This window comes from Caballeronia zhejiangensis (assembly GCF_000698575.1).
Classification (GTDB): domain Bacteria; phylum Pseudomonadota; class Gammaproteobacteria; order Burkholderiales; family Burkholderiaceae; genus Caballeronia; species Caballeronia zhejiangensis.
The window spans coordinates 1-14,738 of the sequence record NZ_JFHD01000016.1 but is presented as its reverse complement, the minus strand read 5'-3'; the positions used below and the strand labels follow the sequence as shown (position 1 = coordinate 14,738).

Annotated in this window: 7 protein-coding genes and 1 pseudogene; 5 read left to right on the top strand and 3 right to left on the bottom strand. The window is 53.9% G+C overall.

Annotated elements, in window-relative coordinates; translation table 11 throughout:
- Positions 1 to 155: 155 nt before the first annotated feature.
- A pseudogene (locus tag BG60_RS20035) lies at positions 156 to 371 on the top strand (IS3 family transposase); the annotation flags it as partial.
- Positions 372 to 415: 44 nt separating this feature from the next.
- Here BG60_RS20035 and BG60_RS20030 read toward each other — a convergent pair.
- Positions 416 to 1,018 (bottom strand): hypothetical protein, encoded by a 603-nt coding sequence (locus tag BG60_RS20030; RefSeq protein WP_035508183.1) that lies wholly within the window; start codon positions 1,016 to 1,018, stop codon positions 416 to 418.
- A gap of 862 nt (positions 1,019 to 1,880) precedes the next feature.
- On the opposite strand from BG60_RS20030, the gene BG60_RS38280 reads away from it, so the two are divergent.
- Complete coding sequence (locus tag BG60_RS38280) at positions 1,881 to 3,449, top strand: SGNH/GDSL hydrolase family protein (RefSeq protein WP_140401901.1); 1,569 nt, start codon at positions 1,881 to 1,883, stop codon at positions 3,447 to 3,449.
- 130 nt (positions 3,450 to 3,579) lie between these two features.
- On the opposite strand, the gene BG60_RS20020 is transcribed toward BG60_RS38280, so the two are convergent.
- On the bottom strand, positions 3,580 to 7,272 hold the full coding sequence (locus BG60_RS20020; protein WP_144403620.1) for a tetratricopeptide repeat protein: 3,693 nt from the start codon (positions 7,270 to 7,272) through the stop codon (positions 3,580 to 3,582).
- A gap of 121 nt (positions 7,273 to 7,393) precedes the next feature.
- Entirely contained in the window at positions 7,394 to 9,376 is a 1,983-nt protein-coding gene (locus BG60_RS37875; protein ID WP_160172903.1) for a CHAT domain-containing protein, read from the bottom strand.
- A 930-nt stretch (positions 9,377 to 10,306) separates the two neighbouring features.
- Between BG60_RS37875 and BG60_RS20005 the strand changes: the two genes are divergently transcribed.
- The 3 genes from BG60_RS20005 to BG60_RS39585 all read left to right on the top strand — a co-directional run bounded on the left by BG60_RS20005 (position 10,307) and on the right by BG60_RS39585 (position 14,479).
- Positions 10,307 to 10,957: a hypothetical protein gene (locus tag BG60_RS20005; protein WP_140401903.1), complete on the top strand. Its 651-nt coding sequence runs from the start codon at positions 10,307 to 10,309 to the stop codon at positions 10,955 to 10,957.
- A 247-nt stretch (positions 10,958 to 11,204) separates the two neighbouring features.
- The gene (locus tag BG60_RS39590) at positions 11,205 to 12,590 is read left to right on the top strand and encodes a UvrD-helicase domain-containing protein (protein WP_063607025.1); all 1,386 of its coding nucleotides are present in this window, start codon (positions 11,205 to 11,207) and stop codon (positions 12,588 to 12,590) included.
- Positions 12,591 to 12,610: 20 nt separating this feature from the next.
- Positions 12,611 to 14,479, top strand: coding sequence for a UvrD-helicase domain-containing protein (locus BG60_RS39585; RefSeq protein WP_052131864.1), 1,869 nt, complete (start codon positions 12,611 to 12,613; stop codon positions 14,477 to 14,479).
- Positions 14,480 to 14,738 lie beyond the last annotated feature (259 nt).

Below are 14,738 nucleotides of genomic sequence, written 5' to 3'. Positions count from 1 at the left end.
TCCCGAACGGCCATCGACAATCGAACATGATCCAAACGTGTTCTAACGGACGATAAGAGACTTTCTTTAGCGCAAACTTCCCAACTATCTAATTTTGGCTTCTATCAACGAATTGTCCTCGGATGGCGCCGGACGAGGAGTCATCTGGACCCAGCAAAGGATATTCGCCGGACAACGCAGCCAGCGAAGGCGTCTTCAGGCGACCCAAGACGGAAATGTTCTATTATCGTGATTGGCGAGCTACGACCGTTGATCAGTTTACCAAGGTCCTCAACTCCTACACCCGGTGGTACAACGCAACGCGGATCAAGGTCTTGCTCAGCTTCCTTAGTCCGGTCGAATACCGGCAAATCGTCGGACTCGCGGCATAAATCAATCCAAGAATTTAGCCGCACCCCCGCGGAGGTAGTTGGAGTCACTTCGCGTTGGCGCGCATGCTTGCTTCGCGCGACCGCAACGTCGCCAACTCTCTCGTGAGTCGCGCACTGACTTCTCTGCTGTAAGAAAACTTTTCAGAGAGTTGCTGCAACAACAGTGCATCGAGTTTTTCTGCAGGTGCGAATGCACCGCTTGTGGGCCGCTGCCTCCTTAGCAAGTCCCCGATTTTTGCGCGCAAACTCACGACGTCTTCTAGTCGTCCGCTTTTCGCGCGCTGGAATAGCCGTGAGATGTCTTTAGCGACGGGCTTTTCCCGTGGCACCGAACCCCTTTTCGGCTTGTCCACAAGATTCAACAGCTCAGGTGATGGTTCTTCGCCTCGGAAGCAAGCTCGATAGGCTTCGATAACCTCTGGCTTATTCAAGTGCGCGACATGTCGCAGTCCCGTTCTATGGCGCAACGTCGCGGGCTCGCGTGCCTCCAGAAACAACGAACTCCGACGGTGTGACATGCCGAACAGGGTACAAAATTGGGATGTCGCGAGCGAGGGCTGCAACCAGAGCTTAGCGGCAAAGATTTTTTGGATGTGGTCACGTGCGGTCGTTGCCATGGGAACATGTTTCCTGATGATTGGAAGCATGTGTAGTTAGCCTTTTTAAACGCGTGATTGAGTTCGTTGGCAGCATTCCACGTCTGGACGCACTTCTGAGTGCTTTTGATGCCAGCACCATTGCGAAGTTCACTACATGTTTTAGGTGGCGTTGTTGCCCGATCGGCATGCGCTGCAATCACTCGCTTGGATGCACTCGTCCTATTTCGTTCTCCGCTCCGGAAACGTCATAAGGTGAAACGTGCTGCGACAGTCAGGCATGCCGCAGACGAGGCTCGTGGATTCTCAGTAGATTGGTGTGCCTCCGCACATAACCATCGTTGTGGCCCTATGAAACTGCGGTTTGCGACCGGAGCATGAAGAGGCTCTCACGCACTCATTCCGGACTCTCCAAACCAGATCCTTTTTTTCTCTCAAGCCTGAATAGGAGTGCGAAGGCAAATATCATATCTTTACTCTTCGCTATTTAACGTTCGGGATGGAAATTGTCGAGCATTGCGCAGACTCAGTAGGATGCCTGTTGCTTCGTCTAAACATGAATTTAATTTCCCTTTAAACTTGAGAAAAAGCTATGCGAAGAGATAAGCTGAAGAAAGTGATTGAGTTTGTAGGCGTGGCTTTTCTCGGGTTGGCACTTGCGTCAAGTGCAATCGGAGCAACGATCGAGTGGCAGCTGGACAATCGCTTCAGAGCGTTTGACTTCGAATCGTCCCAGGAGTCGACAGCCCAACAATCCGCCGAGCGTTATGAGAAACTGTCGTATCGAGATGGCGATACACCTTCCGGTTGGATAGACCGAATCGAGGCATCTGGTGGGTCACCGTATGTGAGCTCCACTGGGCCCTGAATTGAAGACGTCAATAACATCAACCCTCGCTATGCCGATAACTACGTGAATTTGCCAAGTCAGATCTCAATAAGCGCAAAATTGTCCGGCCTTAAAGCAAACGCGTCGCATGATGTATGTGAATGGAGCATTGATGGGCTTGTTGTTCACACGGGACAATGTGGAGAAGGCATAAATCACGTAATTTTGCAAAAAAAGTTCGGGCTACTCGTGGTGCGCGCGTCTGGAAGTAAGATAGCCGAGGAACTCGTTAGGCCGACGAGTTTCATAATCGTTGGGCTAGGGGATTCTTACGGTGCGGGAGAGGGTTCACCAGACGCACCAACGATTTGGAAAGCTGAAATACCTTTCGATGAGTGGCCACTTGGTGATTCGAAGCATATCAATCAATTTGTTGAAAGTCCTGCAAAGTGGCAATCTACCCGTTGCAATCGGTCGTTTTATTCCTACCAAAATCTGGTCGCGTTAAGAGTCGCAGCGCGCCATCCCCATGAATCCACAGTTTTAGTGCAGTTCTCTTGCGCCGGAGCAGAGATCATAGACGGCTTACTTGCGCCGCAGAGCTTGCCATCGGGCCACCCCGCGAGAAATTGCAAACCGGTATTCCAGCGCTCCTCAGTCGACGAATTAGATCCGGAGTGTGACGTGCCGATCTCTCAGTTGAACGCAACTGTCAAGGCATTGTGTGCCGGAAGTCCCAGCCCGATCGAAAGCGGTTTTAAGCGAAGCCTTATTGGGCGATTTACGGGCACTAGATACGCGACTCATGAGCCGCCTTGGATTAAGGATCTCGTCGAGTGTCCTGCTGCTCAATTTCGCCGCCCTGACCTAGTCTTACTTTCGATTGGCGGTAATGATCTGGGATTTAGCGGCGTGATTGCGTGGGGTTTGCTGCCGTCCGGTCGTAGATTGGGGATTCCTCCACAGGTGGTTTGGAGCAACTTCATTACAGGCGTCGCTAGAAAAGGAGGCGGGGTAGTTTGTCCATACGCTGGAGCCTCCGATGACTGTAGCTCTCTAAAAAAACTCACTGCGATTCAGCGAATCGCAGAATTGCGGACACGACTTTTCGCGCTGGATATGGCGTTGACGAAGTTGTTGCAGGTCGAGCCTGAGAAGATCGTGGCAAACGAATACCCAAACTCGCTCCACGACATGGGTGGGAAGTTGTGTGGCAATCCGCCTCACAAAAATTATAATAACGCGTGGTATGCGGCCCGAACTCTCATTCCACGAGCATTGGTTCCTGTTGAATGGGAAATTAACCTTACCGAGGATGAGGCAAAGACTGTGAACCGCGCAGTTCTACCTGCTTTGAACAAAGCGATTGAAGATAGTGCGGCGGAGCTTCGCTGGACAGCCGCCTCAATGGACGGAGTTATGAACCGAAAAGGGTGGTGTACAGGCGATGCGCAAACATTGCTATCGCCAAAGGATGCCCATTCATGGCACCCTTACGCCAACAACACGAGGGCAATTCGTACCGGGAACGATTCGTTTCTGACGCAGTGGCCAGGTGATACGGGGCGTCAAGATGGCATCGATGGCACGTTCCATCCGAATGGACAAGGCTATGCGGGTATGGCGGATGCAGTCTTGAAGGTATTGCACTGATCTAAAGGCAGTCTCCGTCAAAAAGTGGGGCACAGGCGGACGGCTTGCGCCGATAAACATGGTTTGTGCATTCGGGAGCTCTTTGAGACAGATCCGTCGTGATCTCAGGCGTCTAATGCGTTTGTCTGAATCATCCTAAGATGACGAATGCCTCGGCTATGAGGCGCAGCCGTTCGTCGTCGAGATACAGTGACTTGCGATGTTCGAAGTGATCTCTCGCGCGTTCCATGACCGCAACAGTGTGCGCAGGCGGCGCTAACGCTCTTGTAAGCGCGTCGGCGAGTGCTTTCGCCCATTGCATGTAGATTTCGATTTCCTGTTCGAGACTGTTCGCCCATTCACCGCCGCGGAGACACTTGCGTGTCGCGTCGAGGGCAAGTCGGAGGTCACCACATTGTTTCCACGAGCGATGTAACAGAAGCACGAACAAAGAACACAGTACATCGTCGACAGGGAAAAGTGCGCCCAAGACAACATCAGCGTGGCCGTGCAATACAACAGACCAGCCTCCGGCCTCGCCAAAAGCGTTAGTCCCTGCCTGCGCGCTGGCGCAGGCAACGGTGATTAGCGCTTCAATTCGCCCGCTTTCAGGCCGAGTTGCGATGGCTCTCGCAAGCTCATATGCAGAAGTCGAAGCATCCTCAAGCCCTGTGACGGCTGTCCGCGCAGTCCCGTGGCACGACAGTTGGACCAATGTCGGTGTGCGTTGAAGCAATGCTTCTTTGCCGAGAAGTAATTCACTTGAGTTGCGCCACTGTTCTCTGGTGACAAGCAAGTCTGCGTAGACGCCCGGAATCGCTCCCATCGCAGTATCCCGATGGACATTGTCGAGCTGCGCACCAGTGTGACGCGGTGAATGAGCCAACACTCCGAGCAATCGGTCGGGGTTCGGAGGACGAATTACGTGCGTCTCTTCCAGACGCTCGGCGGCTTGTGTCGCCAACTGAATGCCGTGAAAGACCCGTATCGGTGCGCGGTCATTCAGGATCTGCCAAGGAAGATGTCCGAGTTCGTGATGCGTCGCGAAGAAAATGTTTTCTACAGAGGGGGTAACGTAAGGCTGAATCGTCGCCCAGCCTGCTTCCACGGCCTTGCGAAGAAACTCGCCGTCGGCAATCACAGGGTGCGAGTCGACATGTGCTCCATTTAGCGACGGCGTCCCCGTCAGAAAGCCGGCACTTAGCCCGCTTAATGTCACGTCTGACCATGCCCGCGTTGCTCTTCCGTGCAATGCCACATCCAGCACGAGTGGTGGCAGAGTTACCACTTGGACTTCGGGAGCGACCGACTGAACGATGAGCGCGCCGGCTGCTGGACGCAGGATTGTGCGACCATCTCCACCAGATGCTTCAGTCATCAGAAATCGAAAAATAACTACAAATGCGCGATGGTGGTCGGTGCTAGGCGAGGCTGTTGCCCTCATTAAACGGTCAATGTTAATTCCGTCCGTTTGCTCATCTCCCGCACGGGTAGCCCTCAAGGCGGTACGCAACTCTGAAATGGTGCGTTCTCGACGTGCACGCAAATCGAATATATGGATCTCTGCTTCACGTAGCGTAGAGCTTGGCGTACTGAGGTCCTGAGCTCGGGCTTCGAGCGATTGAAGCTCTCCACCGATTTGTCGAATTGCTCGCCGGAGCACTCGTACCGAGCTTGCCACACCCGCTCCATTCTCTGAAGGCAAGTTTGAACTTTCTCGAAGAGCTGCCGCGAAGCGTCCGAATTGATTCGACAGCAATGCCGGTACAAGTCTGACTTTGTTTTGGCACAACCATCCCAACGCGAGTCCGAGGACGGTGGCCATCTGTCCGGCTCCAGCGGGCTTCTCATCAAGTGGGTCATTGACGATATCGAGCCAATCGAGTGACCAGTCGCATAGCATCATGGCGCGCTCGGCGCATTCGCTAACACCGATTGCAGAAGCATCACTAAGCTCAATCAATGCCTGCATTAGCGAGGTTGCGACTTCCGGCAACTGAGCGTCTGCGTTACCTTGAAGTGACTGCAAGAGTTCGAAACATCTTGGCCACATGGTCACAACGTAAGCCACGCCGGAGGCGGCCAAAGCGTTGGAGATGAGATTGAGCCGCACTACGATTCGATGCGACAATGAGCGATCAGATTCGGGAAGCTGGTCTGCGATTCTAAGGGCGTGGCTGAGATGTTCGCGTGCTTCAGTATGTTTTCGAGCAAGCATCGCAGTAACGCCCTGATTCACAAGGACGTCGACATATTCAAAAGGGAATTCTGCTTCCTGCCCAAACTCCCCAAGGACAGCAGCGGCACGGTCAAGTTCGTTTGCTGCTGCATTGAGCTGCTTCAAGTGCAGGAAATTTCTGGCCCGATTCAGACGCAGCAAGAATCGCATTTCTCTAACTTCGGCTAGTTGCGGAAGCGGTGCAATCCGAGCATCGACGAGGCAGAACGCGTGTTCAGCGTCATCGAATCTCCCCTGTGCGTTGAGCGTCATCGCATAGTTAATGCGCGCGCTAATGCCACCTAATTCCGCACCAAGTCCTGACAGTTGGTCATAGAAGGCATTGGATTGTTGGTGGCAGTACTGGGCTTCGTCGTAGCGACCCATCGCGTCAAGATTCTCGCCACGATTTAGGGATATTAATGCCTGCTGTTCCAGCTTAGGCGGCCCGTCGGGAAGTTGATCTGCCAGTGCCTGCAACGACTTGAACTGGTCTTCGGCATCCTTTAGTTGGCCAAGTCTCCGCAAAATGAGTGCACGGTTCTGGCGGATGCCAACTAGCTTGTAGGTCCTTTCTGGGCCTTCAGGCAACTGCTCGTAGTACCTTTCAGTCTGTTGCGCAAGTTGCTCCGCTTCATCAAGGCGGCCTTGATCAAGAGCGCTATTCGTCCGCCCTAGGCTTATGCTTGCCAAATCGGATTGTGCGGCATCTCTTTCTCCTGAAGGCAATGCATTTAGCAGATACAACGCTTGCTCATACAGTGTATCCGCCTCTAGTGAACGGCCGGCTTGCTGGTAGGACTTGGCTCGATTGATTCTGACGGTCACTGCGTTTCGACGCGAATCCGCCGAGTACGGTGCAAAGTGATCAAAAATATCTTGTGCTTCCTGCGCAAACGCGTCTGATCGGTCTGTGTCCCCTGAAGAGGAGAGCGTCACGGCGTAGTTCATCAGCACAAAAGCGCGGCATTCCTGGGTCACGTACTCGTCGGGAAGTCGGCTGATGAGTAAGAGAGCGTCGTTGAAACATTCTTCGGCTTCGGCGCTACGCGACATTGAATCGAGAAGAATGCCTCTATTTATGAGGACACTGATTTGTTCAACGATATGATCTCTTGACTCCGGAAACCGCTGCAGCGACTTCAACAACTCGGTATATGTCGCGTCAACAAGCTGTAGATTGCCCTCACTCGAAGCCTGCTGCGCTCGGTGATAAAGGTTTTGTCGCGCTAGAAATTCGGAAGTGTCATCTGAAAGTTGCGGCTCTTGGGCCAAAGGCTCGGGTGTTCGCAGCACCTCGTCCAACGCAGCGAGGCCCGTTTGTCTAGCGACCGCCGATTTCCTAAGCGCCGACAATGCCGTCAAGAGTCCAACCGTGGCAAACATATGCTCCGAAGAAGCGCCGAGGTCGAGTGCTCGTTCGCTTCCTGCGGAAAAACCAATCTCGGCAACCTTCCATTGCGCATGCTTGAGCGCTTCCATGCTCTGTATCAGAAGGGCCTGGAGCTCAGTCACCTCGGAATCGGCATTTTCGAGTTCAGGATCGTTGCTTGCGCTCACTTCTGCCACCATGCTGTCAATCATGCTGCCGAGCGCTTGGACAGCCTGAACAGATTCTTCAATCAAGATCGGGTCACCGGAGTCTTCAGCGGCTTCCCGGCAATGTTGAAGTAGGACGCGAGCAAGCGTGATGTCCCCCCCACCAGCGATTTCTATCGCCGTTTTAGGTAGGGTTAGGAGAAAGTTGTCAGTTACTCTCGTCATTGCTTAGCCCGGCGTCGCGATCGTTGATGACATCCACAGTTGCTCCGGGCTCGGCAAACACGGTGTACGCCAGGTAGCTCGGATCCCCGGTCGCTTTGACAGCAGCGCGCGCCAACTGCGTTGACTCGCTGATTGACAGTCCATCAAAAAGACCTTGGTAGAACGTACGCGAAAACAGCGCAGCACCATCGTCGAAGACTGACCAATATGTGCCGACGAAAGCGCCTGCGCCAGCTCGAAGAAATTGTGCCGACCAGCCACCAACATTGGTCAAAGATAAACCTGCGCGTCCTGACTGACACGAATTAAGGAAGATAAGCGGTTTCCGTTTTCCAAGATTGCGAGCGGATCCTGAGATATCTGTGCTGCGCAAACACAATCCTGCGTCCAGCTCAATCTCTGAGCGCCCCGCGCTTCCACCAAACGCGCCATGACCCGCAAAATGAAACCCATCATATTGAGCATTTGCGAACGCGCGGATGATCCTCGCGTAATCCGCGTTAAGGCCTTCGACTCTGCGCTGCGTGCCATTCTGCGACCGCAGAAACTCTGTTTCCTCTTCGGTGGCTCGAAGCCCCGAATCGACGGGCGCCACAACCGCCATGCAATCAAGCGTGAGAACCGAGCGGCGCGGAACGCCGGGCATCCATCGAGTGAGCTGGAAAGCCTCACAGAAAAATGGACCCTCTACAATCGTGCCATCCTCAAGGCCTTGAAGCTTACATAGCTCCCAAGGGATATAGGGTTCGTCAGATTGGATCAAAACCGTCTTGATGCGAGTCCTAAGGGTCCAAACGAGTTCGCGTAGGTCGCGGGGAAAGACCGTCTCAAGGAGCCAGCTCCCTCGTTGTGCCAAGTGCAGTTCAATGTGCGAGTACGTCCCGGTTGAAGCGTCCGCGAGGGCCTCAAAATCAGCGAAAAAATCGTCGAATAGTTGTTGAGGATTCTGTTCGACAGGGATCGGCCCGAACTTCATAAAGTTTACTTTATGGCTGGCATCTGCTGCATTCAGGAAGATGGTGTACGACGGGGGTGTCTTTTGCTCAAGTACGAGCATCGTCAAATCATTTCCATGCCCGAATTCGCGCTCTGTCTGAGCTTGCAGCGCTACCTGTGTGCGTGTCGACGACGTTGGGCCGTCGTTAGTTACTTGAGCGGCCACGGTCAACTGTGCAACCGCTTCTCCCCCTCGGAACACAAATACTCTTATTCGGGCAGTTCCGGCATTCTTTGCTAACGTCAAAAAGCGAATGGGCGGTGAGTTGTCGCTTGTTGCGACGCGCATCTGTAGCTCGCATGAGCCGACGATTTCTACGTTTGCAATTGGCTGCACAACAACGTCAAACGTGTCATTGCTCGCCGACCCGAAGCTCGAGTCTTCGACCGTCGATTGAACCAGCCTTACAAGCATTGACCGTTGTTCGCCAGCCGCGAGCCGTGAGGGAAAGTCGACACTGAGCACGCACGCTCCTGACTGTACGTCAGCGAAGGGAACGTTAATCGGTTCCCCGCGCACATGTCGGCTACCGGCAGTTACATCACCGGCGCGCCGGCGAGCCGCAAAGGCCGGGTCGTCTGCGTCCCAGATACCCGCGATGACATCGCCGTCGATCGCGATACATTGCGCTGGGACAGCGTCAATGGGAAGGTCACCATCTACCAACGGAACGAGCACATGCAAGGACGACGCGGTCAGATCCTCCACATCCTCTTGGGTTTCAGACGCGCTGGCTTCATTCGGCGCTCCCGTCGACAGACGCTTGAGGGCATGAAGTAGAGGAGAGTTTGCTCCCGAAAAAAGTAGTTCGGAAAGCTCATCTGCTCGCCACCATAAGCCTTGTTCTTGATTCACGCGAGCGACCACATTTGTGGCGCCGCTTGCTCGAAGTAACTCGTTGACTTGTAAGCCTGTATGTCGTTCGTCGATTAGCAAAAAATCGGTGGTCGCGCCGTCCAGGAGTCTCATCGTCGTGTGCTTAGGAGTGGGAGAAAGGCAGTATATACAGCGATGGTAGGCAGCATTAGCCTCGTCCCGCTCGGCGATACCAATTTCCCGCAGAATGAGCTTCGCTAGGCATAATTCGTATGAAGATTTAGTTCGCCGTCTGGGTAGATAGCGACGATAGCTGTTGGGCACGAGCCAGAAGCTGCGGAGAGAGCCCACTCGTTTTGCTGATAAGTTCTCAGCGCGCGACATAGTGGTGGCGGAAGCTGCTGGCAAGAGAGGCGATCGGTGTGTCTTGGCGATGGCCGTCAAGAGGAGCCATCGAGCGTGATGAGCTATGTCATCTCACGGTGATGGAAGGCTGTCAAATGACCTCCGTAAAATCGTATCTATCAGTGTTCGGCATCTCGTGAGGTCAAGATAACGGCTTCGGAATTTTGACTTTTGTAGATGGCTCACTGCCATCGACGAATCGCCGTGGCAAACAGGTCGAGTTCGCGGCATTCGGAGAATCGTGGGACGACACGGCATGAATTCGTCGCGTAGTTGGTCGAGGACAGATCGGCACGCGGATGGTCTACGGCGGAGTGCCTAAATTCCGCGGCGCATACGCTGGCGATTCAGTGAGCCTGTGCGTTATCCACGGATCAACTACGTTCTGCTTTCAACAACGGCTCTATCTGCGAGCCAACGCCGCTGCGCTTGAGTGCGCTCGGTCCGGGCTGTTCGCGTCGAATCCGACATGCGAGTGAGAAGGAAAGGCATCTGGCAGTCTTTGGCGGATCGCGAAGAAAAAGTCTGATTCTAAAATTTAGAAAATACACGTTGTGCAAGCATCGCTATATGTGACAGGTAAGCATGGGTTAATCGCAATTGGACGCCCGTGCTGCTGCGAACAAATCGAAGGTCGCTATCCAAAGCGATGTTCACACTTACATAGGGCATGTCGACATGATGTTTGGCAACAACAAAGATAGCGGCTTTTTTCCGGTGGGCGAGCTTGCTGAGGCGAAGCAGTTCCGGAGCGGGTTCGCAATGGCGCAGACGGTAGCGCCCACGTTCCCAGTGTTGACGGCAGCGCTCAGTCATTTTGAGTACCGTGCAATTGAATCCGAAAGCGAAGGGGCAGGGTCTCTCGCGTTTGAGGCCGTGTCGCACGAGTCAGCTAACTTGTTGCAAATCTCTCTTCAAGTGGGCGCGCTCAACGTGCACTGGCTGGCGGACGCGAGCGCGCGGGAACTTCGCCTGGCGATGGATGAATGGAACCGAGCAGGTAAGGCAGCGTTCGCCTTGTGGCTACCGGACGGTGCGCCATCTAATTGTCTTTTTGGAACGCTCGAGCTACAAAGCTCGTTCGAGCCAAAGTCGGTGCTGCCTGGAAGTCGCGAAGGCAAGTCTCCGGATACCTGGGACGTCCTGAAGGCCATCATCGCGATTGGCAATGCGTTGCAAGATGCGGGCGCTGAACAGCTAGGTATTTCGAACAATCGAGAGGCCGTCAACATCTTGATGACAAACCACATCAAGAAGGTCGTTCACCATATGTCCGTGTCAATGTCCTCCGATTTTCTAGCTGAACGTGCGTCTGGAACAGTCCATTGAAGATTGAACCTTTAGGGCTATGGTTGTGTCGGGGCGCGTTAGCAACTTTTTGTGCCCGCTGAACTAGATATTCTCGCAAGCGCACCGGCTGTTTTTGCCCGTGCGCTTGCGTTCGTTGTGACGTCCAAAAAACAGATCACATCAAATGCGTCCTCGAGCACCGTGTCCGCGAGTTTGTCAAGCTATCATGCCGAGTTGAGCTTCTCGTTATAACGAAGAGGACCTCGACGAGACCACGGGAAAAAGAATGACAAAGCAATGGGCTCCATCCATGCTTGGCCGGAAACTGACGGGATCGGTCGACTGGCAGTTGGAGCTTTCGGGGCTTCAATTGTCACTGGCGCTAAATGGACAGACTCATCGAGTCAACGTGGAGGAAGAGACTGCGTACCGCATCAAACAGGGTCTGCTGTGGACGGATGTGACGTTCTATCCGGGGCATCGACGGGAGATTAAGGCTGATGGTCTTCCCAATGCTCAGGCAGCCTCTCTGTCCGAAGCTCTGGAAACTGCTTTGTTCGATAAGCGAACGCGGGAAGACGTCGCTCATATACAAGGCGCTCGACAGGCCATAAGCCAGTGGCTTGATAGCAAAGCCGCGCAGGAGGTGAGCGCCAAATCCGATCGACGGTGGTTCACGAGTGAAATGCAGACGGCCCTTATACAGGCGCGGCCCACAATCGACGCGGCGGACGTGCGAGCGCGCATGCAGAAGCCGGCTGTCAAAGCATTCCTGGCCGAAGCCGCGGGAGGCATTGAGGGCTCCCTTGATCAATGGGCTGTCGACCATCGCACATTTTGGGCTTCTCTCAACGCTGCGCATACAGAGCGCGAACTGGTTGACTGCAAAAATTTGTTTGATAAAGTCGAAAGCAAGCCTCTGACCGAGGAACAATCCCGGGCAGTGATCTGTTTTGATAATAGAGTTCAGGTTGTTGCTTCTGCCGGGTCAGGCAAAACATCCACAATGGTTGCGAAGGCAGCTTATGCAATCGACCGCGGTATTGTTGCACCAGAACGAATCGTCCTCTTGGCCTTCAACGAAAGCGCGGCCGAGGAGTTGGAGGAGCGAACGACAAAGTCCTTCGAACGGCTGGGCATGATTCATGTCTCGGTCAGGGCGTCCACCTTTCACGCTCTTGGCCTTGGCATCATCGGCAAGGCCACCGGCCAGAAGCCAGACATTCCCGATTGGACCACTGACACGACCGCGGGATTCCGAAAGCTCACTCAGATTATCGACGAGCTCAAAGACGCCTCCCCGAGCTTTCGGACCAATTGGGACATGTTCCGATGCGTCACTCCGCGGGATTTGCAAACATCGACGTTTAACGGCAATGATCGCTGGGACACAATTAACGGAAAGCGGGTGCGCAGCCAAGAGGAGCTTTTCCTCGCGAACTGGCTTTTCTTTAATGGCGTCAACTACAGATATGAAGAGCAGTACCGTCTCCCAACCGCCGACGAGGACCACCGTCAATATCGACCGGATTTCTATTACCCGGATGTCGACCTCTACCATGAGCACTTTGCGTTGGACGCCGATGGAAAGGCCCCGGCTCACTTTTCAAAAACTATGTTGAGGGCGTGGAGTGGAAGCGCCAACTGCACAAGGAGCGTGGGACCGAACTAATCGAGACGACTTCGCACCAAATGCTTATCGACGAGGCATTCGATCATCTGGCAGCCGAGTTGAGTAGCCGAGGTATCCAGCTCAATTTCAATCCCGATCGTCCGGTTCCTTTTGGCGGCCAGAATCCGGTGGCGTCCGCTGAGCTAGTCGGACTCATGCGAACGTTCATCAGTCATGTCAAAAGCAACTGTTTAACATTCTCCGCGATGCGGGCGCGATTGAAATCCCTGCCCGTAGATACCTTCATTTATCGCCACGACAAGTTCCTTTCTCTCGCGGAGCCAGTGCTTGACGCGTGGAATGCTGCTTTGGCGGCTGAGAAAGGCATCGATTTTGAGGACATGCTCAACCAGGCCGCCGAGCTTCTGGAGAGCGGGCGCCACGAGACGCCGTTCGAGCTGGTCATGGCCGATGAGTTTCAGGATGCCTCTCTAGCCCGTGCTCGTTTGTGTCGTGCCCTGGTTCAGAAGCCTGGCCGATATTTTTTTGCAGTCGGTGATGACTGGCAATCCATCAATCGCTTCGCAGGAGCTGACGTTTCAGTCATGACCGGTTTTCGTGACTGGTTCGGTCATGGACAGGTCCTAAAGCTCGAACAAACATTTCGTTGCCCCCAAGGGCTTTGTGACGTGTCGAGTCGGTATATTTTGAAGAATCCAGCTCAGATTCGCAAGCAGGTGAAATCAGTAACGCCGGCTGTCGGAGACGTGCTTCAGGGGTTTCAGGTGACGCATAAAGACAAACTAACCGATGCGATTGACCAGTTTGTCATGCGTCTGGCAGCGGGAGTAAAAGACGGGAGCATCCCGCCAGGGCGTGAAGGGAAGGTGTCAGTTTACGTGCTGGGCCGCTACAACGTTCACCGCTATTACGTGCCGTCACGCAAGGCTCGATTCGAGCGTTGGGTAGACCTTTCCTTCCTCACAATTCACCGGTCCAAGGGCAATGAAGCAGACTACGTCATTTTGCCTGAGATGATAAGCGTGGCGAAGAGTCGAAGTTTTCCTAACAATCGCGCTGACGATCCGGTTTTGACGCTTGCCATGCCCACAGGCGACGAGTGCGACCAAGGGGAAGAACGGCGCCTGTTTTACGTCGCGTTGACTCGGGCCCGGCGAAGCGTCGCGATGTTCACGGTCAGCGGTTCCCGCTCCAGCTTCTTGCAGGAGTTGGCTGATGAAGGCTTCGTATCAATCACAGACTCGGATGGCAATGCTATTAAGGAACAGCATTGTCCTTGGTGCAAGCAAGGAGTGCTGGTCATGCGAACAGGGCCGTACGGCGAGTTTCGGTCCTGTTCCAACTTCTTTACCTGTACCTACAAGCCAGGAAAGCGGGCGTCAATTTCGAAGACTCTCACTGATCGGGGCACGGCGCCCACTTCCTCCCGGTCGATAAGCGCGACTTCGGCGCTAAAGTCTGAGACATCCTCGGCCCTTCCGAGAGGGTTGTCTTCAATAAGTTCGGCGAGCCAGTCAAACTCGACTCTCGCAGAGGAGGTGACCGGTATGCCGAACAAGCAGCGCTTTTCGGTTAGATCATTCTTCAAAGCTATCAATGATGGTGTATCACAATTGAATGACTACGTTACTCGGGCACAAGCTCTTCAAGTTTCGACGTCCGAGCTTGAGAAAGACTTGTTTGCTGAGCGAACCATCATCGAAGCTGCGTTTGATTTCGCCAAATCGACCAAAGAGATTGAAATTAAAAAACAAGACCCTCGTTTTAGAGAGCTATATGAGCAAAACGTTGAGAGACTGGGCCGGTTGCTGGAAGAGTCCGGATCTGAACGTGAAGAGTCGCGGCGGATAGTGCGCCCTCTGTCAGCTTTGCTCGGACCGAACGCCATAATGACCCGGAAATTGAGGCGGCAATTGAGCGCAAAATAGCGGGAATGCGCGTTGATCGAGAGGACTTCCTGTCGCGCATTCACGCACAATTGGCTGGCGACCAAGTACTTTTACGTCATTTCCTAAGCAACCTGCATGATTTTCATGGAGACTGCTAACTGCGCAGTATCGACCCCCGGTCCTCGTTGAAGTTGCAACAATAGCCGTCTGGACCTAAAGGTGAGACGTCGTGTATGTTAGGTCCGCCCTGCATTGCCAATAGTAACAGCATCTGCTCAGCGTACCTCGAGTTTGCCGT

Bases quoted from the DNA above. Each gene is read 5' to 3' on its own strand.
- BG60_RS20005 (WP_140401903.1), top strand. From the start codon at position 10,307: ATGATGTTTGGCAACAACAAAGATAGCGGCTTTTTTCCGGTGGGCGAG.
- BG60_RS39590 (WP_063607025.1), top strand. From the start codon at position 11,205: ATGACAAAGCAATGGGCTCCATCCATGCTTGGCCGGAAACTGACGGGA.
- BG60_RS39585 (WP_052131864.1), top strand. From the start codon at position 12,611: ATGCTTATCGACGAGGCATTCGATCATCTGGCAGCCGAGTTGAGTAGC.
- BG60_RS20030 (WP_035508183.1), bottom strand. From the start codon at position 1,018: ATGCTTCCAATCATCAGGAAACATGTTCCCATGGCAACGACCGCACGT.
- BG60_RS37875 (WP_160172903.1), bottom strand. From the start codon at position 9,376: ATGAGACTCCTGGACGGCGCGACCACCGATTTTTTGCTAATCGACGAA.